Annotated in this window: 25 protein-coding genes and 1 pseudogene; 5 read left to right on the top strand and 21 right to left on the bottom strand. The window is 63.1% G+C overall.

Going from position 1 to position 21,056, the window contains the following annotated elements; genetic code table 11:
* Positions 1–29 precede the first annotated feature (29 nt).
* The 4 genes from ACX80V_RS13545 to ACX80V_RS13530 all read right to left on the bottom strand — a co-directional run bounded on the left by ACX80V_RS13545 (position 30) and on the right by ACX80V_RS13530 (position 2,410).
* On the bottom strand, positions 30–524 hold the full coding sequence (locus tag ACX80V_RS13545; protein WP_485843575.1) for a hypothetical protein: 495 nt from the start codon (positions 522–524) through the stop codon (positions 30–32).
* A gap of 36 nt (positions 525–560) precedes the next feature.
* On the bottom strand, positions 561–992 hold the full coding sequence (locus ACX80V_RS13540) for a DUF3592 domain-containing protein (protein WP_485843574.1): 432 nt from the start codon (positions 990–992) through the stop codon (positions 561–563).
* Between the two features lie 3 nt (positions 993–995).
* The gene (locus ACX80V_RS13535; protein ID WP_485843573.1) at positions 996–1,427 is read right to left on the bottom strand and encodes a DUF3592 domain-containing protein; all 432 of its coding nucleotides are present in this window, start codon (positions 1,425–1,427) and stop codon (positions 996–998) included.
* Positions 1,428–1,492: 65 nt separating this feature from the next.
* Complete coding sequence (locus tag ACX80V_RS13530) at positions 1,493–2,410, bottom strand: iron-sulfur binding domain-containing protein (protein WP_498049672.1); 918 nt, start codon at positions 2,408–2,410, stop codon at positions 1,493–1,495.
* Positions 2,411–2,635: 225 nt separating this feature from the next.
* Between ACX80V_RS13530 and ACX80V_RS13525 the strand changes: the two genes are divergently transcribed.
* The gene (locus tag ACX80V_RS13525) at positions 2,636–3,319 is read left to right on the top strand and encodes a hypothetical protein (RefSeq protein ID WP_485843572.1); all 684 of its coding nucleotides are present in this window, start codon (positions 2,636–2,638) and stop codon (positions 3,317–3,319) included.
* Positions 3,320–3,351: 32 nt separating this feature from the next.
* Here the strand turns inward: ACX80V_RS13525 and disA are convergent, their stop codons facing one another.
* From disA to ACX80V_RS13495, 6 genes and pseudogenes are all read right to left on the bottom strand, one after another.
* Positions 3,352–4,428, bottom strand: a complete 1,077-nt coding sequence (disA, locus tag ACX80V_RS13520) for a DNA integrity scanning diadenylate cyclase DisA (RefSeq protein ID WP_104060140.1) — start codon at positions 4,426–4,428, stop codon at positions 3,352–3,354.
* Positions 4,429–4,664: 236 nt separating this feature from the next.
* The gene (locus tag ACX80V_RS13515; RefSeq protein ID WP_485843571.1) at positions 4,665–5,207 is read right to left on the bottom strand and encodes a TOPRIM nucleotidyl transferase/hydrolase domain-containing protein; all 543 of its coding nucleotides are present in this window, start codon (positions 5,205–5,207) and stop codon (positions 4,665–4,667) included.
* A gap of 283 nt (positions 5,208–5,490) precedes the next feature.
* Positions 5,491–5,622 (bottom strand): annotated as a pseudogene (locus ACX80V_RS13510) (helix-turn-helix domain-containing protein); the annotation flags it as partial.
* 12 nt (positions 5,623–5,634) lie between these two features.
* A complete protein-coding gene (locus ACX80V_RS13505) occupies positions 5,635–5,871 on the bottom strand; it encodes a recombinase family protein (protein WP_485843570.1) in 237 nt (78 codons plus the stop codon).
* 448 nt (positions 5,872–6,319) lie between these two features.
* Positions 6,320–6,943: an NADPH-dependent F420 reductase gene (locus ACX80V_RS13500; protein WP_485843569.1), complete on the bottom strand. Its 624-nt coding sequence runs from the start codon at positions 6,941–6,943 to the stop codon at positions 6,320–6,322.
* A gap of 105 nt (positions 6,944–7,048) precedes the next feature.
* Positions 7,049–7,783 carry an SDR family NAD(P)-dependent oxidoreductase gene (locus ACX80V_RS13495; RefSeq protein WP_485843568.1) on the bottom strand — a complete coding sequence of 245 codons (735 nt, stop codon included), beginning with the start codon at positions 7,781–7,783 and terminating at the stop codon, positions 7,049–7,051.
* 127 nt (positions 7,784–7,910) lie between these two features.
* On the opposite strand from ACX80V_RS13495, the gene ACX80V_RS13490 reads away from it, so the two are divergent.
* Entirely contained in the window at positions 7,911–8,555 is a 645-nt protein-coding gene (locus ACX80V_RS13490) for a TetR/AcrR family transcriptional regulator (RefSeq protein ID WP_485843567.1), read from the top strand.
* 295 nt (positions 8,556–8,850) lie between these two features.
* Here the strand turns inward: ACX80V_RS13490 and ACX80V_RS13485 are convergent, their stop codons facing one another.
* The 6 genes from ACX80V_RS13485 to ACX80V_RS13460 form a co-directional block, all read right to left on the bottom strand.
* Positions 8,851–9,507, bottom strand: coding sequence for an alpha/beta hydrolase (locus ACX80V_RS13485; protein ID WP_485843566.1), 657 nt, complete (start codon positions 9,505–9,507; stop codon positions 8,851–8,853).
* Positions 9,508–9,658: 151 nt separating this feature from the next.
* Entirely contained in the window at positions 9,659–10,255 is a 597-nt protein-coding gene (locus tag ACX80V_RS13480; protein WP_485843565.1) for a GNAT family N-acetyltransferase, read from the bottom strand.
* Positions 10,256–10,492: 237 nt separating this feature from the next.
* Positions 10,493–10,882 carry a hypothetical protein gene (locus tag ACX80V_RS13475; RefSeq protein WP_485843564.1) on the bottom strand — a complete coding sequence of 130 codons (390 nt, stop codon included), beginning with the start codon at positions 10,880–10,882 and terminating at the stop codon, positions 10,493–10,495.
* Between the two features lie 17 nt (positions 10,883–10,899).
* Positions 10,900–11,193 carry a class I SAM-dependent methyltransferase gene (locus ACX80V_RS13470; protein WP_485843563.1) on the bottom strand — a complete coding sequence of 98 codons (294 nt, stop codon included), beginning with the start codon at positions 11,191–11,193 and terminating at the stop codon, positions 10,900–10,902.
* 176 nt (positions 11,194–11,369) lie between these two features.
* Positions 11,370–11,897: a GNAT family N-acetyltransferase gene (locus ACX80V_RS13465; protein ID WP_485843562.1), complete on the bottom strand. Its 528-nt coding sequence runs from the start codon at positions 11,895–11,897 to the stop codon at positions 11,370–11,372.
* 69 nt (positions 11,898–11,966) lie between these two features.
* Complete coding sequence (locus tag ACX80V_RS13460; protein ID WP_485843561.1) at positions 11,967–12,422, bottom strand: AAA family ATPase; 456 nt, start codon at positions 12,420–12,422, stop codon at positions 11,967–11,969.
* Between the two features lie 814 nt (positions 12,423–13,236).
* Here ACX80V_RS13460 and ACX80V_RS13455 point away from each other — a divergent pair.
* A complete protein-coding gene (locus ACX80V_RS13455; RefSeq protein WP_485843560.1) occupies positions 13,237–13,563 on the top strand; it encodes a YegP family protein in 327 nt (108 codons plus the stop codon).
* A gap of 51 nt (positions 13,564–13,614) precedes the next feature.
* Here the strand turns inward: ACX80V_RS13455 and ACX80V_RS13450 are convergent, their stop codons facing one another.
* Positions 13,615–14,541, bottom strand: a complete 927-nt coding sequence (locus ACX80V_RS13450; RefSeq protein WP_485843559.1) for an SDR family oxidoreductase — start codon at positions 14,539–14,541, stop codon at positions 13,615–13,617.
* Positions 14,542–14,722: 181 nt separating this feature from the next.
* Between ACX80V_RS13450 and ACX80V_RS13445 the strand changes: the two genes are divergently transcribed.
* Entirely contained in the window at positions 14,723–15,160 is a 438-nt protein-coding gene (locus ACX80V_RS13445; protein WP_248758784.1) for a VOC family protein, read from the top strand.
* Positions 15,161–15,326: 166 nt separating this feature from the next.
* Positions 15,327–15,758, top strand: a complete 432-nt coding sequence (locus ACX80V_RS13440) for a DUF309 domain-containing protein (RefSeq protein ID WP_485843558.1) — start codon at positions 15,327–15,329, stop codon at positions 15,756–15,758.
* 182 nt (positions 15,759–15,940) lie between these two features.
* Here the strand turns inward: ACX80V_RS13440 and ACX80V_RS13435 are convergent, their stop codons facing one another.
* The 4 genes from ACX80V_RS13435 to ACX80V_RS13420 all read right to left on the bottom strand — a co-directional run bounded on the left by ACX80V_RS13435 (position 15,941) and on the right by ACX80V_RS13420 (position 20,548).
* The gene (locus ACX80V_RS13435; RefSeq protein ID WP_485843557.1) at positions 15,941–16,597 is read right to left on the bottom strand and encodes a hypothetical protein; all 657 of its coding nucleotides are present in this window, start codon (positions 16,595–16,597) and stop codon (positions 15,941–15,943) included.
* 1,142 nt (positions 16,598–17,739) lie between these two features.
* A complete protein-coding gene (locus ACX80V_RS13430; protein WP_485843556.1) occupies positions 17,740–18,279 on the bottom strand; it encodes a chloramphenicol phosphotransferase CPT family protein in 540 nt (179 codons plus the stop codon).
* 145 nt (positions 18,280–18,424) lie between these two features.
* Complete coding sequence (locus ACX80V_RS13425) at positions 18,425–19,411, bottom strand: S66 family peptidase (RefSeq protein WP_485843555.1); 987 nt, start codon at positions 19,409–19,411, stop codon at positions 18,425–18,427.
* Between the two features lie 822 nt (positions 19,412–20,233).
* Entirely contained in the window at positions 20,234–20,548 is a 315-nt protein-coding gene (locus ACX80V_RS13420) for a COG4315 family predicted lipoprotein (protein WP_485843554.1), read from the bottom strand.
* Positions 20,549–21,056: the final 508 nt, after the last annotated feature.

Below are 21,056 nucleotides of genomic sequence, written 5' to 3'. Positions count from 1 at the left end.
CGGGGCTTATTTGTCGCCAGCGAGGGCCATCAAACGGCTTGTCGCAGTCCCTCGGCGTCGAGAATCACCGAAGCCGTGACGAACCTCCCGCAATGCTCCCCGTAGGGGTAGGCCCCGCGGGGCCGGAAATCCAAGGTGCGCACAGGGAGGGCGGATCCGCCAGCAGAAGTACCCGTGGCGGTCAGCGCCATCGGGGCCTCCGTGAGGGACTCAAGCATCAGCATCCCGATCATGGTCCCGTCCGGGGAAGCCGTGGCAGAGCAGACCCCGTCCGGTGCGCAGCCTTGGTCAATGGATGCAGTGCCGGGAAAAAGCTCGACGGCGGCTTCCTTACAGACACCGTCCTGGCAGGCCTTCAGGCGCAACGACCCCACCTGCGCCACGTACTCCCGCGCCACTGTCACCGAGACGGCAGTGGCCTGGGCGATGGCAGGGCACGGCGGCGGGACGGGGTAGTAGTAGTAGCAACCGGAGGTGAGAACCGCCGTCGTCATCAGTGCCAGAAGTACCCCGGGCTTGCCCATACTTCAGCGTAAATCCGGAGCCGGAAGCCCGCATTGCTACCAGGAAAGTGATGCAAACATTGTTATGGCTGCGGCCCCAAAGATCACCATAATGAGACCTGTGGCCAGCCGGCCTTTGGCAACAGCGAAGACCGGCAGCGTGGATTCGGCGGGATTGGCCGGGTTGTAGACCACGGGTATGTGGGTGCCGATGATCGCCTGGTCCTGGCTGTAGATATCGGCCTGCCCCAGCCAGCGTTTTCCCCCCGCGTCCGCGAATTCGTACGACGGCGCAAAGCGGTTCCGGGCGTTGCTTCCGGGTCCGTACGTGCCGTGCAGGTTTCCCGTGACGGTGGCCGAAGCCTCCTGCCACCCCGCCATGGAACGTTTCCGGCGGAAGGACGCGGCCAGGGACAGCCCCATCAGGATCAGGCCCGCGGCAAGGAAAAGCCCGGGCAGGACGATGAACAGCAGCTTCAGGGAGTCCACGGTTCAGCCCAGCGGGAAGGCGCCGGCGACCCAGAACAGCAGCAGGGCGAAGAATACGAAGACCGGCATGAGGCACCCGATCACCATTTTCGATTCGGACGCCACCTGGAACGACTGGTTGGGATTCGCCGGGTTGTAGGCCACTTCCAGGAGCGATCCCGGTGCCTGCCGGTTGGCGTACGAAACCTCGGATTCGCCGGCATACAGGGTCCCGTTGGGGTCCGCGAACTGGTACGTGGGGTAGAAGCGCCGGCTCCGCGTTGAGCCGCCTCCGCCATGTGTCCAGCCCGCCACGTTGCCGGTGACGGTCGCCTGGACTTTTGGCCAGCCGGCGATCAGTTTTTCCTGCCGCTTGGTTTTCCGCAGTGAACGGACCAGCGCAAAAATGACGCCCGCAACAAACAGTGCCCAGATGACGTACAACACGATTCTCATGAATTTCCCCCGGTTTGAGTCACCAGAAAGTATGCCATCCGGGCGCGGGCCACCCTAAAGGGGTCTCAGGCTGGCAGCCGGTATCCGCCCTGGTGCAGCTCGGCCAGCCCGTCGCCAAGGAGGCCGGAAATGGCACGTTCGAGCTGTTCCGGCGCGGAGTTCAGGCGGTGCAGTGCGGACAGGGGCACGCCGATTCCGTCCGCCGCGAAGCCCAGGTCAGCAGGCTCCCGCTGGAACATTTCCGCCGGCACCGGTGCGTCCGCAAGCCGGAGCACAGCCATCACGGCACCCCGGACCTGCCGGTCAGTTCCGTGCCACGCCTGACCTTTGGGAACGTACGACGGCGGCGGCTCGCCGGCTGCCAGCCAGGCACAGGAGTCCCGCACCGGGCAGTCCGCGCACTTGGGCGCCCGCGCCGTGCAGACCAGCGCCCCCAGTTCCATCACCGCAGCATTCCAGTGCACGGAAGTCCCGACGTCGTCCGGCAGCAGTTCCGCCGCGAGCCGCATCTCCGCAGCGTTCAGCGATGGTGAGGGGAGCGCGACGCCGGAAACCAGGCGCGCGTGGACACGCCGGATGTTCGTGTCCACCACGGTCTCCCGGCGTCCGAAGGCAAAGGCGGCAACGGCCGCGGCCGTGTAGCTGCCCACCCCGGGCAGGGCCAGCAGCTCCGTGTAGTTGCCGGGGACCTTGCCACCGTGGTCGCGGACGATGGCAGCGGCGGCTGCGTGCAGGCGGAGTGCCCGGCGGGGGTAGCCGAGCCTGCCCCAGGAGCGGACGGCTTCCCCTGCAGGCACGCCGGCGAGGGCGGCGGGGGTGGGCCAGCGCTCGAGCCATTCCCGCCAGACAGGCAGCACCCGCACCACTGGGGTCTGCTGCAGCATGATCTCGCTGACCAGGACTCCCCACGGTGAGCAGTGGCGTTCGCGCCAGGGCAAGTCCCTCGCCGTCTCAGCGAACCAGCCGGTGATCCTGCGGTGCAGCGCCGCGAGCTGGTCGGGGCGGAGGTCATCCGTGCCGAACTGGGCCGTAACGGGGGCGCCGTCCGCGGGCCTGGGTGGGGAAAGGGTTGTAGCGTCGATCCCAACACTGTAGTGGATTCCCGGGAGCCCGCGCGAAGATGCCGCGGACAAACTGTGACCTTAGCGTTGGCCGGGGGACCGGCGTGGTGGGACGGCAGAATCCGGTGGGTTCTCTAGCCTAGAAGGATGGGCAGGCAAGGCAATTCATCACGGCGCAAGACGGCATCCGCATCCGGTTCCCGGGGCGGTTCCGGCGCTACCCGGCAGCCGAGCGCAGCCGTCTACCGCCGCCGCCGGCTTTTTGTGGGAACAGCCCTGCTGATGGCCGTGGCGCTCACGTTCGGTGGCTTTGCCGTGGCCGGCGCCTTCAGCGGCACCGAGCAGACATCCTCCACCGACGGCGCCAGCGAATCCGCCGCCGCGACCGGTGCGTCGCCGTCGGAAACTGCGGCCAGCGAACCCACCCCCACACCCACGCCTTCCTGCAACCAAAACCTGGTGACGGTGTCCGCGTCGACCGACAAAGCCGCCTACGGCCCCGAGGAGAACCCGCTGCTCACCCTGAAGGTGACCAACGGCGGAACCATGCCGTGCGAGGTGAACATCGGAACGTCCCAGATGGAATTCCTGGTGACCAGCGGCGCGGACAGGATCTTCTCGTCCAAGGACTGCCAGGCCACAAGCGAAGACCTGGTGAAGACGATTGCCCCGGGCGCCAGCGAAACGGCGAACTTCCCCTGGGCCCGGAACCGCACGCTGGAAGGCTGCAGCCCCATCGAGGCCAAGCCAGGAGCGGGCGGGGCGTACTACATTTTCACGGCCAAGCTCGGCTCGAGGGCCAGCCCCAAGGCAGTATTCCAGCTCAGCTGATCCGCCCTATCCTGGGCCCCCTCCGGTGGGGATTAGAGGAAGCGGTCCAGCAGGCTGGCTTCGGCCATGCGGCTCAGGCCTTCGCGGACGGTGCGGGCGCGCTGGTCGCCGATGCCGTCAACGGTCATGAGGTCGTCAATGGTTGCCGCCATCAGGAACTGCAGGCCGCCGAAGTGGTCCACTAGGCGGTCGGCAACAGCCTTGGGGACTGCCTTGAGGCCGGACAGCAGCCGGTAACCGCGGGGCTGAACCACGGCGTCGAGGTTGGCCTCGCCGCCGGCAAAACCGACGATCCCGGAGATCTTGCCCAGGTCGATCAGCTCCGTGGGGCCGAGGTTCACCAGCGCGCTGACGGCCCGTTCGATGTCCTCCGCGGACGCGTCCGGTCCGGCGTAGTCGCGGATGATGACGTCGCTGCCGGGGCCGCGGCCCACTGTCAGCTCATCGAGCTGGAGGGAAAGCAGGCGCCCGTCCTCGCCAAGTTCCAGGACGTACTGCGAGATTTCCTCGGAGATCCGGCGGACCATTTCCTGGCGCTGCAGGGTGACCGCTACGTCACGGACGGTCACCATGGCCTCGATCTCCAGGGCGGACAGGGAACTGGTCACCTGGTCCAGCCGCGAACGGTACCGTTCCAGCGTGGCGAGGGCCTGGTTGGCGCGGGCCAGGACCTTCTCGGATCCCTCCAGCACGTGCCGGAGCCCGTTCACGTACAACGCGATGATCTGCATGGACTGGCTGACGGAAATCACGGGAACGCCGGTCTGGATGGCCACACGCTCCGCCGTGCGGTGCCGCGTGCCGGATTCCTGGGTTTCGATGCTTGAGTCCGGGACCAACTGGACCGCGGCGCGCAGAATGTTGCCGGCGTCCTTGTCGCAGATGATGGCGCCGTCCATCTTGGCCAGTTCGCGGAGCCTTGTGGGGGAGAAATCGATGCCGATGTCGAACCCGCCGGAACAGATGGAATCGATGGTCCGGTCCGAGCCCAGCACGATCAGCGCACCGGTCCGCCCCCGGAGGATGCGTTCCAGCCCATCGCGCAGCGGCGTGCCTGGAGCCACTCTGCCCAGAGTCGCCTTGAGCGATTCTTCGGGGCTCCGAGCCATAGGTGTTCCCTTCAAAGGTGCAGACTGCCGCCCGCAGGTATGCCGGTTTTACACTCCGCCGGCAGGATCAAAAGTACTCAGTTTCCCGCAAGCTCCATGATAGAGGTAAGAAGCGGCAATAACCGCACGGACAAGCCCCAAAGTGCCTCGTTAGGGGATGCCGCGAAGTGCATCGGGAACGCGTTCGACGGCGGCCGCCCGGGAGGCATTTGTGGCCTGTTTGGGTGGTCGTCACATCAGAGTGATGAAACGAGGCGGGAGAGCGGCGGGGGTGCCTGCCCAGCGGGCAATGCGTCGATGAGTAGACCTGCGTATCGGACCTTGTTGCCGCTGCGTCCCCCGAAGAACCGGCGCAACTGCGCCGTTATCGGCCGCTCTCGCTGTGAGGGCTGGCGTTGGAGGATCTGGAACGACGCGAGCTCGCCCTGAGCCGCGATGACGTCGAGCACGCCATCGACCCCAAGGCAGCGGATGAGTTCGTCCTCCAGGTCGTCGTGACAGACGTGGAACCCAAGCTCGGCCAGCGAACCGGACCCGACGCCCGCCCGGGCAAGCGCTCGAGCGATGCCACGAGACTCCCCTGCATCACACAAGCCGAGCAACCGGTGGCCTGCGCCGTCCGGGCCGTAACGGTCGAGGAAATGGACGATACTGGTCGCGCCTCCCATCGGCACGACCGTCACCCGCTCGGCTGTCAGATCATGGCCAAGGCGAAGGGCCAGTGTCTCGACCGCCATCCGGTCACTCTCGCCCTCGACCAACACCGTCGTCGCCTGCATAGAACCAGTATGATGAACGCCAGCCTGGGAGGCACGCGCGCCGTCAGCGGCAGATTTGGCACGGTCCAGAAAAATCGCCTCCTAGGCCTGGGGCCGAAATGGCAATGCCCGACGATGCCCGAAAAGGACATATGCCGACGCGCAGCGGTTGGTGACGGCGTCCCCCATCTGATGCGTCGCGTCCGTCCCGTTTGGGAACCCTTAGCGGCCACTGACTACGCGCTGAGCAGGCATTCTCTTAGATAAGGGTATGAGGAGGTTCGGTACGGATTCACGCTGAGGGTTATGTGGTCTCGCCGGTGCGTTTGGTGGCGCGGTAGAGCGTTGAGCGCGCCACCGCGAAGAGTTCGGCAAGGTCCACGGCAGTGTGAGTCCCTGCCCGGTGAACGCAGACCAGGCGGTCCTCCTGCTTCTTGGAACGCTTGGGCTATTTCCCCCGGAGGCGACCATTTGCTTTTGCGACCTGCACGCCCTGGCGGGTCCGCGCCCAGCACGCGGCCAGCGCTTGCCTGAGTCCCGGCCGTGCCCGGTTGGCGCCGGTAAGACTCTGGCCGGTGAAGGTCTGTTCCGGCGTTACCCCCAGAGCGGCCAGGGCGTTTTTCTGGGCGGTGAGCGCTTGGTCGTTGGTGGATACGCGGGCGTATCCGATGAGGAGTCCGGTCATGATTGAGAAGGTACCGTTTATCCCCCCGTCACCGGGCATTTTCTCGGGCGGGTCATACGGGAATCGATCGGCCGCGGAAACTCGGCGATCGAGATTCAAAAAATTGTGAGCGGGCTTGTGCCGGTGGGGGACCGGCTTGCGGGCAGGCACGGGGTGGAGGTGGTGTTTGGTAGCTCAGTGCTTAATGACTTTGGGTGGCTAGGTTGAAATGGTGAACAGCAGCACCGGATCGAGGGAGCGGGTCATCTGCGTCCCGTGGGTCAGATAGCTACTAGTGCCGCTGGCAGCGGTCCCGACAATAGGAATCACAAAACGGGAGCTTCATCGCAAGAAGTCTCCTTGGTCAGTACGTTTCGCCAGCATTGATATCAGACATTGGCGAGTGGGTGATCCATCAACCGGTCAGGACGCACAGCGACCTGACCGGTGACTGCTCGGCTCCCGCGGCTCAGCCGGCGAATTCGTTGACGCCGAGGGCGAAGTCCCAGTGGCCGACCCCGTTGCCGGCGAGGCCCACCGTGACCAGGCCCATTCCTTCCAGCCAGTGGGCCATTTTCAGACCGCCGACGTCCAGCGGGCGCAGCCCGAGGCTTTCGGTGAATGCCGCCACGTCCGCCTTGGCTTGCGCATTGTCGCCCGCGATAAGGACGTTGGGCCGGCCCTTCTCCAGGACATTACGGAAGATGGTGTTGAATGCCTTCACCACGCTGGCGCTGGCTGGGGCTATCTTGGCGACTTCCTGCGCGATCGAGGTCTCCCCGTTGTGGGCCAGTCCGTCGAACGTGGCGTTGAAGGGGTTGCTGATGTCGATGATGACCTTGCCTGCGAGGGCGTCACCGTACTCTGCGACGACCGGAACGACGCCGTCGTACAACAGGGCCGTGATGACGATGCTGCCGGCCGGGAGGGCTCCCCACGTGCCCGTCGTCGCGCCGCCGCCCAGAGTCTTGGCCAGGTGATCTGCCTTGGACTGGTCGCGTCCCATGACTTCGACGGTATTGCCGCCTGCCACTGCCAGGGTGCCGATTGTGCGGGCCATGTTTCCGGTGCCGATGAGGGTAATGGTGCTCATGAGTTGTGCTCTTTTCTTGTTCTCGAGGTGTCGCTTTGTTGGAGATCAGTTCGTTGTGGCGACCGGAGTTGCGAGGGTTTGCCCGTGGGATTCCTGGTGTGTGGTTCAGAGTGCGGTGGTGCCGCCGTCTGCGACCAGTTCCAGGCCGTTGACGTAGCTGGAGTCGTCGGAAGCGAGGAACAGGGCGACTGAGGCGATTTCTTCTGGGCGGCCCATCGTTCCGCGGGGAATGAGGGACTCGAATGCGGCCTTGGTTGCGTCGTCGAAAAGTTCTGCCTGTTTCGCAGTGGCGACCTGACCGGGGGTCAGGACGTTCACCCGGATCTTGCGGTCGCGCAGTTCGTTGAGCCAGACGCGGGCCCAGGCTTGCTGGACAGCTTTGCTTCCCGCGTAGAGGCTCCAGCCGGGGAATGCGCCGAGGGAGGCGTTGGATCCGGTCATAAAGATCGAGCCGTTGTCGTTGATCAGCGGCAAGGCCTTCTGGACCGTGAACAGGGTGCCGCGCGCGTTGAGTGAGAAGGCGCGGTGGAACTGTTCCTCGGTGATCTCGCCGAGGGCGGCGGGTTCGCCCATCCCGGCGCTGGCCCACAGTACATCGATCGAACCCTTCTCCCGTTTGACGGTGTCGTACAAGCGGTCCAGATCGTCCAGGTCGGCCGCGTCACCTTGGACGGCGGTGACGTTGCGGCCGATCAGTTTGACGGCGTCATCCAGTGCTTCCTGCCGCCGGGCCTGGATGAAGACGTGCGCTCCTTCTTCGACGAACAGTTTTGCGCCTGCCAGTGCCATGCCAGTGGATCCGCCGGTTATCACCGCGACCTTGCCATCAAGCTTTCCCATGAGTGCTCCATTCATATGCCGTGTCGGCGTTAAGTACACCGATCTGAGTGCTTAACGTATCCATGTAGTTGGGCCGGGCGCAAGTTAAGTACACCGAGCCGTACCATTTACGGGATAAGCTGGTTGTATGACGGAGTTGAAGAAGGGACCGCGAGGTCTGCGCCGCGGTAGGGGCGCACGGGAGCGCATCCTCAGCGCATCACAACAACTGTTCCGCGATCAGGGCATCAACTGCACCGGGATGGACCAGCTCTGCGCGTCGGCTGAGGTGTCCAAGCGAACGCTTTACCAGCACTTCGCCGGCAAGGACGAGCTGATCGCCGAATGCCTCCGGCAATTCGATCCCGACATCCTGCCCGAGGTCTTCGACCGCACCGACCTCACACCCCGCGAACGACTCCTCGCCATCTTCGACATCCACGCGCCCCTGTGCCCATTCATCGCGGCGGCCGTCGAAATCCCCGACCCTGGCCACCCGGCACGCGCCTACGCCCGCGACTACAAAAGAGATTTTGCCGCGCGGCTCACCGATACCGCCCGCGATGCCGGCGCCACCAAGCCCGAGGAGCTCGGCGAGCAACTGGCGCTGCTCCTGGACGGCGCCTCGGCCCGGAGCCGGGTCCTCAACACCGACACCTTCGCCACCGCTGCCGCCATCGCAGCGGTCCTCATAGACAACGCCACCCCCACGGCAATGGCACCGGCCGGCGCAAGCGCTGTCGAACACCCTGGCCAGGGCCACGTCCTTGAACACATCACGGGGCAGATGTGATCAGAAAGCTACGTCGGGTAGAATAGCGCGCGCGAGGATCGCAGGTCGACTCGCACGGCGGCCTTCGCTCAGAGGTTGAGCGATAAGGGGTACGAGACGGCGGTCAGCCAGTCGAACCAAGGCGGCGGCGAATGGGAGAGCCCAACCAAGGATGCTGCCGCATATCAGGAACCAGCTCAGCGCCGCAGGTAGGGCAAGGCCCGAAAAGCTAGCGCCCACCGCCCGTTGAGGGATCCCTGAACAGGCGCACTTAGGGTTCGACCCACTGGTGGCTGGCGTTGGCCGAACGAGAGACCTATATCTCCAAGATCAGTTTGGTGAGCCACTTAGGTTGGCTGATGAAGGGTGAATGGCCCGAGTTCAAACTGACAGCGTTGGTGCATCGGCCGGCCATACGTTCCTGAAGGACAGGGCTAAGCGCGTTGTCCTGTTCGCATTGAACATAGGTGCTCTCGATGGTTCCCCACGCAATGCGGCTGGGTACCCCGCGACCATGACCCGGTTGTTGAGGTACGAGGAGCGAGGTGGCCCATGCGCTGTCGGCTTCAGAGCAATCGTCGTACAAAACCTCGCGAGCCCGTCCTGGATGAATACTGGTCGACCCATCCTCGTTATGCCGGACGGCGTCGTTGACCAGTGCTGAGGGCCCACCCAACATCGCGCCGCTCTCACCGGCTGCCGGAACGAACGCCGCAACAAACACGAGGTGTCTGACCCGTTCGAGGCCCGTGATGACAGATCCGCCGTACGAATGGCCAAAGACAACTGGCGTCACCACACATCCATCGACTATCTCCTGCACGACTGCAGTGTCCGCAGCAAGCGAGCCCCTGTGCAGACGAGGAACATGGACACTGGCGCCTTGGCGGCGCAGATCGTCCGCCAACCGGTCGAAGTGGGCCGGCTGATGCCACAATCCGTGAACGAGTACGATTTCGGTCCGCTGATTCATTCAGCCAGCCTACGTTTGGAGACGCAGCCTGCGGTGCGCATAAGAACGCAAGAGTCGGTCATTGAGCCAACTGACAGGTCGCAATGTTGGGCCCGTAAGCCGGTCAATCACCGCACCCTTGGTGCCCGTTGGCCGAAGCCTCAGCGGACCGTCACTGATTGTAAGTGTCCGGCTCCCAATCAGAGCGGAGCACGGACATCACTATCGCATCGACGTACTCCCCATCGAATTTAAGCGCGGCCCGCTTCCGCCCTTCATAAACGAACCCACAGCGCTCATAGACGTGGCGTGCCCGCAGATTGAACGCGTACACCTCCAGATCCACCCTGTTCAGGCTTGTGGCACTGAAGGCATAGTCGAGAAGCATCAGGGTTGCCTCCGAACCAATTCCGCGATTGCGTCCGTCCACCCCAATCAGGATGCGGAAGTTGCATGAATCATTGTGTGCGCTCAATTCATTCAGCACGACCTCACCCACACACTTATCGGTCGAGGGGTCCACTATCGCAAGGTCCAGTCGATCAGCCTGATCCGCCCTCGTTTCGTACCATTGCCGCGTGGCTGCGTCCAGGTGTGGCAATCTGCCTTCTGCCTCAGCAGCGGTATGCACCGATCCGGTGAAGCGGAGCATCTCCGGATCCGCCAGGATCGGTCCCATCGCCTCGATATCGGCCGGTGTGAAGGGGCGAAGCTTCGCTCGCCGGCCCTCGACGGTGGGCTTGGTTGAGAACATGCCGAACGCGTTCATCCGTGCACTGTACCTCGAGAAGATTGTCTTGATTGAGCCGGCAGCGACATCATCAATACAGCGCTCCGTAAGCCGAACCCTGACGGGGCGGCGATTGGCTCTCCAGCATGTGAGGACCGAGAGCGGCGAGGAAAGGGTCGCCAGGGGAATGCAACCCTCAAGGGACAGATTTCCGGAACTACGGCGCAATCTCCTCAGTTCTGGGTCGCAGTAGGTGTCTGATTGCCTAAACAAGCGTCAGGTTGCTTGGGCGGACAGCAAAAGGAACAACGGCACACGCCTTCTGCGCTTCAACTCGGCTTCGTCTCCGCCGAATCTGCCAGGTTCCGGTTCGCACTCGCGCAGGGCTGTCAGAGTAAATCCTGCACCAGTAAGCGCGCCCACATACTGTTCGATAGTCCTATGGAACCAGGTCACGGTGTCGCCCATCCACAAGCGCTCCCGGGTTCCACCGACAAAGTAATCATCGACCGTCCAACTTCCGCGCGGCCTATCCGGAGATGACTGCACGTCCGATGAGGTGATGACGGGGTGAAGGACTGAGAAACAAATCCTCCCGCCGGGGCGCAGTGCGGCACGACAGGACCGGAGAACGGGGTCCAGGTCCTCAAGGTAGTGCTGTGCCATCCGCGAAATAACGAGGTCTATGCCCCGTCGCGAAGCGACAGCTCCTCCATATTCTGAAGGGCCACCGTCCCCCGAGCGTCCTGGAGCGTCTCCTCCGCCCGGGAGACCATCTCCCGGGAACCATCAATACCCAGATAGCTGGCACTTCCCTGTTGCAGGAGCATCGCACCGAGGGCTGCGTCCCCACAACCAAGGTCAAGGACATCTAGCCCTGCTACGTCTCCTAGCTCAGCAAGCAGCGCCGGCTCCTCCATTACGAAGTTCGGGCTGGACACGCCGCTATGGCGGTGAACTCCATACCGCTCGGCCACGCCGGGACGGTCATAGAACAGGGCCCCACTCTCAGATCCGGAGTGAGTCGCTGGAGATGAGTGGCCATTTTTCGAGATTGGGTGCGTCACGCTTACAGTCCATCACAAGAGGCAACCAAACTCGTTTACACGACGAAGCGCTGTCTCAGTTTTGTAGGACGTTCCGTTTGGAACGCTTACTGGGTGTCTGCCCTGTCGCGAAGATCGAGAGCGTACGTCACGTATGCGACGGGCGAGCCGTCCGGACGGTGATCACTCATCGAGGTGATCTCTGCGATGAAACGGAACCCGCAGCGTTCCGCGACACCGAGTGATGCAGTGTTCTGGGGGTCAGCGCGGATGATTGCTCGGTCACCAATGTCCTCGTCCGCAATGTAGTTGCAGACCAGAAGGACAGCGGTCATCGCGACAGCTCGACGGCGTGCCCAAGGATGAACGGCATAGGAGATATTCACATCACCGGCAGCAGGTAAGTCGTTCGTGTCGGGGTCGACATCGATGTACCCAGCCAACTGGTCGTCGAGCCATATGCCGAATCCCCGCTTACCTGCGCCACGGCTCGCATTCTCAGCCAGCATCGCAAAGTGTCGGCGCGTGGAATCGACGGTCCCCGCCCTCCCGGAGAGCCAACGAACCGTCTCGTCGTCCTCACCAGCGTTATGCGCTCTTATATCCTCGTCGGTGAGTGCCCGAAGTTCGACCATGGGCACAACGTACAACGCAATCCCTGAAATTGCACCCAGGGGCGCCCGTAATCCGGTCGTTCATCGGCGTCAGGTGTGACCGGGTGCCGTGATGAGATTCTCAACCGCATCCGCCAATTCTGGGATCGGCCGACACCCATCCAGTTCAAGCGTTGCGCCGTTTCGAAGCAATGGTTCGACGTCGAGAACATACTGGCGAATCGCGGCCTGGTCAGCCTCGGAATTGCCATAGGGGTTGTTGGTACGAGCCGAGACTCGATCAATGAGGACTTCCACCGGTGCGCTTAGGAGAACGACAGCAACGAAGCGGTGATAGAAACGTCCTTGATTCTCGGCAGTACCCGAGACGACCAGGGACAAATCGGACGCGAGAAGTGCCGACATGCGTGGTTCATCCCACGTGCCGTCAGGGAGTACCCAGTCGCCGTAGTCAGTATCTATCGTTCGGTAGCCTCGCCGGGACAACTCTTTCAGGACAGTTGTTTTTCCTACCCCTGACATGCCGGTGATCAAAACTCGAGCCATGACAGCCAGCCTATTGGGTGCGGAGGATCGCCCGTAAGCCGGTCGGCTTACGGGCCCAGGTGCGACACCAAGCGATCACAAAATGCCGCCACGAAGCGATCAAATCCACATCGGAGTCGGACTGGTCGCCCGACATCTCAGCAAAGGATCCTTTAGTAAGACGGTACGAGCGACTCGTCAATAATTTCGAAGCCCCCGAGTGTGACTTTCGGCGGTAAATGGCGGCATTTTCACTGCGCTATTTGGCGTATGGTGCAGCGCGGAAGGGGATCGGTCTACGGTGCGCCTCAGTCAGACGCCAGCGGCTCTGTCCATTCATTTGCTGGCAGCCTTTCTCGCAGCAATGCGGATTGACCTGATCCAAGAATCATCTCAGTGTCGAGATGGGCTGGGTCGACTTGTCTGATGAGCTCGCGACAGCGTACGCAGGGAGGTAAAACGCAGCGCAAGCCGTCACCGTCTCGCCAAACGGCGACGATCTTTGGCGACCTGGTACTCGCCGCTGTGAGCTGGCCAAGTCTCACCCGCACCTCAACANCAGCCCTACCCCCACCGGCGAACCGGCAGCCGCAGACACCCCGCTACGCGCGCATTACCAAATGATTCTTCGATACCCACTACGCGCGCATCTTCCATGAGTCAACGCGGGGTCTTGTGGCACAGACTGTCTTGAGCGAGACTCATTGAGCACGCGATGAACTCATCATTTGGATTGCAGGACAAAACTAGCGGGAAGGGGACGCAACGGGGCGTCCGTTTCTGCTCCGTGGCAACGATGCCGCGGGGCGGATCCCGCAGACCGGGAGGATTTGCTATGGCCGGAATGTTCGAACTGTTCGTTGACGCGGAGTCGTATTTCAGGTTCCGTCTGACCGCGCCGGATGGCACCGTGATGGCAGTGTCCAAGGCTTTTGATAACAAGAACGCAGCTGTTGCCGGTATCGCCGCCGTGCGTGAGTACGCCGGCATGGGACTGATTGCCGATGTTTCCCCGACGGAGAGGCGGGCCACGCCGCCGGAGGCACGTGATGCCACTGTCCAGGTTCGTGAAGTCCGGCGCATTCCGGCTGCTGACCTTCACTCACGTTCCAGGGAAATCCATCGCGCCACCAGCGAACGTCGATGGGCCGGCGCAGTTTAACGCTCTCGACTCCGACAACCCGGCCCGGGCCCGACGTTGACGTCGCCGTAGTTAGTGCGCGCTCCAGCCATCGGGCTGCAAACCATCTATGTCGGTGAATCCGTATTCTCTGGCAAGTTGAGCGGAGCTGACCGACTGCTGATTCCATTTCGCGCGGCCAGGGTCCGCTGCCAGCGCAGCTACGGCCCGACCGACATAGCGGGGTGACTCCGAGAAAGCGAAACCTGCGGGAGCGTCTGGGTATCCGCCCGCCAGGCCGGGGTCCAAAGCGTCGCGCCAGTTGGTTTCGGTGACTCCGAAGCGATCGAGCATCATCTCCGACCGTAGCCATCCAGGCGTGATGGCGATCGCCGTGACTCCGTGCGGTTCCAGCTCGTGGCCTTGAGAAAAAGCCAACCGATTGACCGCGACCTTGGCCAGGTCGTAGAACACCGAGATCCGGTACTCAGTGGCGTTGAATTTGGTAGTCCCATCGGTGACCTCAATGAGAAGACCCCCACGCTTGGTGATTAGCAGCGGAAGCAGATGGTGCGAGGTGATCAGATGAGTGTCAATGCCTAGTCGCAGGATGCGCAGCCCTTTGTCTAGGTCGTGCTCCCAGATAGGGGTGTTCCACTCGGCTGGGCCACCTTTCAGGACCTCAGCACCCCAGATGTCGTTGACCAGCACATCGAGACCGCCATATTCAGTTCGGATCCGCTGAGCCAAGCTTCGGACCTCTTCGGAGTCGAGATGATCGACCTGGATGGCGACTCCGGCGCCGCCAAGCTGTGTGACCAGATCGGCTGTCTCCTCAATGGTCTCGGGCCGGTCGTAGTCCGACCTACTTCTGCCGGCCGCACTGCTGCGTCCAGTGCAGATTACCGTCGCCCCGGCTTCACCCAGAGCAGCGGCTATGCCGCGTCCAGCGCCTCGGGTCGCTCCTGCGACAACTGCAACTCGGCCTCGCAGGGCATCAGGATCCGGGGACCATTGCATGGTTTCAGTGTGGCGACAGGATGCAGGGCAAGCAAGACCGCCTCGCTCATTGACGTTTCGGCGGCTGAGCGTCTTCATCGTTCCGTAAGCCCATCGGCTTGGGGCAATCGTCCCGGAACTTGTTCAGTCGAGTCCCGGCTCGCCACTGGAGCTAATCGGTCCGTCTTGGTAGCTTCAACGCATGGCCATCAAACTTGAGAACGTCGGTATCGCCGTTCGCGACCTCGAAGCAACCATCGCCTTTTTCACCGACCTCGGGCTCACGGTCGTCGGCCGTGACACCGTCAGCGGCGAATGGGCCGACACTGCCGTCGGGCTTGATGGCAACCATGCGAAAATTGCGATGCTCCAAACCCCGGATGGTCAGGGTCAACTGGAACTCTTCGAATACATCCACCCCAAAGCGATCGAGACGAACCCAACTCGTCCCAACGACATCGGCATGCACCGCGTGGCGTTCTCGGTCGACGACATCGACAAAGCCCTTGAGATAGCTGCGAAGCACGGATGTACACCGCTACGCGGCGTGGCGACCTACGGTGACGTCTACAAACTCACGTACCTCCGCGGTCCCAGCGGAATCCTCGTAATGCTCGCCGAGAAACTGAAGAAGGACTGATACCCGGATCGGCCCACCCCTGCGGCGCGACCAGCGGTGATCATTTCTCTCGCGGCCGCCGTCCCCACGGCATCCTTGCAGTGGAACGGATGTTCGAAGGGCCGAGCCGTAGCATTGGGCAGATGAAGGTTAGCAAGGTCCACGGACGCTCAGAGCGGAAAATGCAATGACCGGCGACAGGGATCGCGATGCTTCAAGGCGCCCCCGGCAGGCCCGGCCACGTGACGCTCTTGGACGGCCGCTGCCGTACGGAAGCGCTGGCGTGGAGCCGGTCTCGGAGGAGCCGCTGCCGCCGGCGGAGACGTTGGTCTCGGCCCGGAGCTTGGTGGAAGCGGGCCGGCCCTTCGCCGCGCATGAGGTACTTGAGGCCCGATGGAAAGCTGGGCCGGCCCAAGAACGCAACCTTTGGCAAGGTCTCGCCCAGATCTGCGTCGGGCTCACCCACGCCGCCCGGGGGAACAGCGTTGGCGCGCTCCGGCTCTTCGAGCGCGGTGCGGCCCGACTCGAGGAGTACGGTTCAGGCGAAGGGCCGACCTACGGGCTCGATTTGTCCGCCGTTGTGAGTTGCGCACGTGATCGGATGGACACCGCCCGCTGAGCTCGCGACCAGCATCCTCGCGGCAGGCGGCGGAGGCGCTATCTCCGGGAGACTGCTCAGAGCTTGCTTGACCATTTACTTGTCCCATAAGGGGAACGTCTACTGACACGTTCATCGGACTATACGGGGTCGACGCTTGCGGCAGAAGCTGCCGTTCGAGGACAACTAGCGTGGAGACCCGGTCACCGTCGCTCGACCGTCAGGCGCTGGGCCTCTGCCGGCTGGGCGGGGGACTTCCAGATCAGCCACCCCCACCACAGTTGAACCGCTCCGAACAGCGCCCCGGAGAGCACCCCGGCGACGGGAATGAAAGGTCCGCCCAGAGCCAGGTACGCCGGGCCGCTGACGGCCAGCAGCACTCCGGCCGCGCGAGGAAATACTGCCGCACGCGCGGCGGCCACTCCAATGACCGCCAGGCCGAGCACCCACCCGAGCACTAGCAGCCCGGCCCCAATAGCCAGCCACGACGTGAACATCGGCCCGTTGAGCTCCAACAACTGTGGGTCTCTGTCCGCCAACACAGGAAAAACCAACGCTTCGAAGAAGCCAATGGCGGAACCGCCTATTGCGCCGGCGAAGGAGAACACTAATCCCACATGCCCTAACCGGCGTAGCTGGCCGTTGTGAACAGCGACGAGGCCGGCAGCACCGATGAACGCCAATGCAAACACAAAGATGCTCGCGACATGGATGGGCTGCCACACCTCAGTGTCCCGTACAACCTCATCAACGGGACGGTCAAAGATGCTTGGGTGCAAAGGCACGAGAGCTGCGGTGACTGCACCACTCACCGCAAGGGAGATAGCGGAAACGCGGACAGACACCTGCACTACGGCCACTCCCACAGTCTACTGCGCTACCCCATCGCGGCAATGCCGCCTGACCGCGCCGCGCATCCACTCATACTGTGCGACACATGCCTGCCTGCAATGAGGCGCTGGGCGGGGGGCGGTGCCCCAGCGGGCAGTACGTGTCCCATAGTTGCCGACGGAGTCAGAGAAGGAACCCTCTACGGGATGTGGCCGGCTACAGTATGGCCCCGTCATTGAGGCGGAGCTTTGCGGAGCGGCGGGGGATGCCCTGGGCACAGAAGGCGACCGCTTAAAATGTGCGTTCCACATCCTTGGAAGTGAGGCGCTCAGAGCTGGCTCTGTACTCCGCACGTTCTCTATGTTCCACTACGGGTAATCGAGGTCAAGCCTTCGATATTGCTTGAGAGGCAGGGCCTGTGATCGAATCGGCATCTTTCGTCATCAATGCATCGGGCCATGCCGTGGACTTCGTCGTGGCGCCCTTTCCGCCGGCAGACCCTGTAGCTGCCCTGCAGGCGGCGATGCGCGGCGAGAGGCAGGAAACTCCGCTGATGGTTCCGTTGGTTTCCACCGGAGTGCATTCAGGGCCTATTGCCTTGACGGTGGAGGTCCTCGGGGCAAGACCTGAGGGCACCGCGCCAGGATGGGAAGACATCCACGAGGTGTCCCTGATGCTCCCGGAGGGCCGAGCATACTTCAACCCACCCACAGGCTGGGAGATGAAGGATGTCGGGACCCTTACGGGCAATGAAAAGGGCAGCTACCGTGCCCGGCTTCATGCGACGGGCCGGGACACAGCCTTCGACTTGGTCGTGGAATCACCCCGTCGAACGGCACCTGGTCCAGCTCTGGAAGGAACCACCTTCCCCGGTGTCTGTCTTGTCCTCCGAATCAGAGCGAGGCAAAAGCCTGCCACGCTTCATCAAAATGTGGCAGGGACCGCCCACAGCCACGGCCCACGCCGAACCACGACTGATAACCAGGGAGACCCCTCCCGACTAGCGGATCCACCCAGCCGAAGCCCAACCGCGCTTCGCTCCCTACTTGGCGTCTCGATTCCTTGGAACTGACACAGCGCAGGCGGGACACCCCACTGATCGGGATCGTCAGTTTCGGAAGTCGTCTGCACCAACTCTGGGTTTGGGGCTCGGGTTCCGTTGGGGGATCCCTTAGCGGGCGGAAGCCTCAAGCGAGAGCTGGCGGGCGATGTCGCGTGCGCACCCTTCCGTTGAGCTATGCGTGGTGTCGACCTCGACGTCGTAAACAACTCCGCCGTGCACGCTTAGGGCTTGTTGTCGCGCCATCCCTTCCACGCGGTCGAGGCGTCGTGCCTCGCGGGATACGGCGACGTCTGGGTCGCAGCGCACGCCCACCCAAATCAGCTCCACATCGCTGAAGGCTGTCCGCAGACGTTCCTGACCCGCTCTCCCTGACAGAAGGACCTCATCGAGGATCAGGTGAGCCCCTGCGCGGGCCATGGCGCTGAGTCCGGTGTACCAACTGCGTTCCAGGGCCCTATGCTCAGCACTGAAAGTGATGGTGCCGTCCTGCTCGAAGGTGATTCCCGCGCGCGGGCTGTCACCCCCAGCAGGAAGTGCGTCGATGAAAGTGTCAACGCCGAAAGTCAACCAGATGCCCGGGAGGATTTCCTGAAGAGTCCGAGCAATTGAAGATTTACCAGAGCTTGAGCCGCCGTTCAGTACGATCACTTGGGGATTCTGATTGCTAGACACCCGGCGAGCCTAGTACGGAAATGAGGACTGGGGCACGCCCGTAAGCCGGTGATCCCAGAGCCTCCCCATTTGAGGAACCCTGAGCGGACACCCTGGCGGCCAGTATGACGCTCCTGTCCGGCTAGTGCTCGTCAATGCGGAGTGTGATGGTTGGCCCGATGGTCAGCTCGGCTCGGCCGCCGATGGGCAGAGTGGTCTGCGGCTGCGTGTGTCCGAAGTCCGCGTTGGCCAGGACAGGCAGCCCGGCGAGGGCCGTCTGGGTCGAGACGATTTGCTGCAGAACGTCCCGGGAGATCCGGCTTGTCTGCTGGAATCGGCCTATAACCAGTCCTCGGATACGTCTGGCATCCGGTAACTGCAGGAGGGATGTCAGGTCACGGGCGAACGTTGCCGGATGGCTCTCATAGTCGTCTTCGAGGAAGAGCAGCGCACCGTCGAGTGCCGGCATGTACGGCGTTCCCTGGAGCAGATTTAGCGTGCATAGGTTGCCGCCGACAACCCGGCCGGACGCCCTTCCCTGCTGCAGCGCCCACCAGCCCTCACCGGCCAGAGGTTTCCGGTTGTCCTGGTCCAGGAACCAGTCGTCGTCGGTCCACGATACGGAGGGGCCCAGGTCGATGGGCCGGTTGTCGAAGAGGGTTTCGATGAACCACTGCCAGGTTTGTTCGAAATAGTCCCGCATTCCGAAGCTGGACCAGTGCGGTCCGGAGTACGTCACCAGCCCGGCGCGGGCAAGGATGGCGTTCTGCAGGGCGGTGATATCCGAGTAGCCGCACAGAATCTTGGGATTGGCCGCAATCAGCTCCCAGTCAAGATAGGGAAGGAGTTCGTTGCTGTTGAACCCGCCAATGACAGTGAGGATGCCTGCCACCTCCGGGTCCGCGAACGCCGCATGGAAGTCCGCAACCCGCGATGCGATGGACGAGGAGTCAAAGCTGTCACGTTCGTCGACCTGGGCCCCGTACGAAAGACGCAGTCCCATCCGAGCGAACCGTTCCTCAATCAGGGCGCTGTGGTCATGTTCGGCGACCATTGCCCGGCTCCGGGCAGGCGCGACAACGCGGATCAAATCACCGGGCGTGAGTCTCGGAGGATAAATGACATTCATGTCAAGGACGCTAACGAGGAAAACGGCCCGGCGCCAACAGCCCGGGCCGGCCGTATCCCAACCACTCCTCCGACATAAGTGCGGGGTCCCCTAAGCCGGTCGATCACGTGCCGCGGAAGCCTGCTGACATCTTGTCATTTTCCGAAGACGAGTGCACAGATGTCCGAAGTCGAGTGCAGACCATTTTCTTCAACAGTGGACCGCACGGAATTTCCGAAAGCTTCCGCACACTCCGTCGTTCCGTGTCCCGAAAAACCTTGATTTCCTGCGGGTTCAGGGAGAACCGTTGGCTACGGCCGGGCGCTCGGCGTCTTCCATGCCGCCGAATTAAGTCCGCCAATCTCCTTTGCGTCTGCTGGACAGGAATGGCGGCCAGAACGCAGCTTGTCTTGGCGGTCTGTGGTCCCGTTGGGGAACCCTCTGCCGCACGGTCCGCTAGGGGATCGGTCTACGGTGCGCCTCAGTCAGACGCCAGCGGCTCTGTCCATTCATTTGCTGGCAGCCTTTCTCGCAGCAATGCGGATTGACCTGATCCAAGAATCATCTCGGTGTCGAGATGGGCTGGGTCGACGTGTCTGATGAGCTCGCGACAGCGTCCGCAGGGAGGTAAAACGCAGCGCAAGCCGTCACCGTCTCGCCAAACGGCGACGATCTTTGGCGACCTGGTACTCGCCGCTGTGAGCTGGCCAAGTCTCACCCGCACCTCAACGTCCCTGGTGGCTGCACCATCGAGTTTCACGAGGCGCAGCCAGTCCCCGGATGATGAGCCCACGCCACGTAGCTGCAGGATGCGCCGCCGATTCGGCTCCGCCTGCACTGCAGCTACGGGGCTCGGATCCCGTCCGGATCTACGACCCACCAGAGCCCCCCGTGGGTCGAGACGTTGTGGCACTTCACCTCGCCAGGCCCCTCGTGCGCGTAGAAGTAGAGCGGATGCCCGTTGTAGGTGACCTGGGTCGTGCCGTCCCGCCGCTTCGTCGTCCCCAGCATCGCTGAGTCGACCTCGCCGCTAGCGGTCGGCGCTCCGTCGGTCAGCACGGGTGGCCACGCTTCAGCGCAGTCGTCGTAACACTCCGGCCTGATGCTCTCCTCACTCTCCCAGATATAGATGGCCTGCTTTTTGGCATCGAAGAGCATCTGGCCGAAGTCGCTCGCGGCTGTGGTGATCGTGGTGCCCGGCTCTCGCGCGCTGGATGGCTGACTCGGCGGGGGTTGCGGGCTCTCCGGTGTCGTAGTGCTCGCCCTCGGAGGCGGGGTAAAGTCCGGGGCCTCGCTCGAGGTGCCGCTTGCGCAAGACGACACGACGAGTGCGAGGACCACCGCAGCCGCCGCTCGCAGTCCGGGTCTGGACACGCTGTGCTCCTATCGGCAGGAGCGGGCGCCCCCGGCCAGGTCTTCGGGGTTGGTGATGATCAGACAGTGGGGCAGTTCGGTTCCCATCATCTCAGCCTTTGTCGAAAATCGGCGGGCGGAAGGCGGCGAGTCCGGTGGCGGGGGACTGCCACCCGACTCGCCTGGGTCAGTGAGCGGCTGTGGCCGTCAGGGTGCGGGGCGACGGCGCCCGGCAAGCAGGACGGTGCCGAGCAGCAGCTTCAGGACGACGAGGCCGAAAATCGCGCCGTACAAGGGGTCGCTTCAGAAAAAG

The sequence above is a fragment of the Pseudarthrobacter arbutini genome, assembly GCF_054510915.1.
Note: the sequence above shows the minus strand (reverse complement) of the source record. Positions and strands in the feature narration are given on the sequence as shown.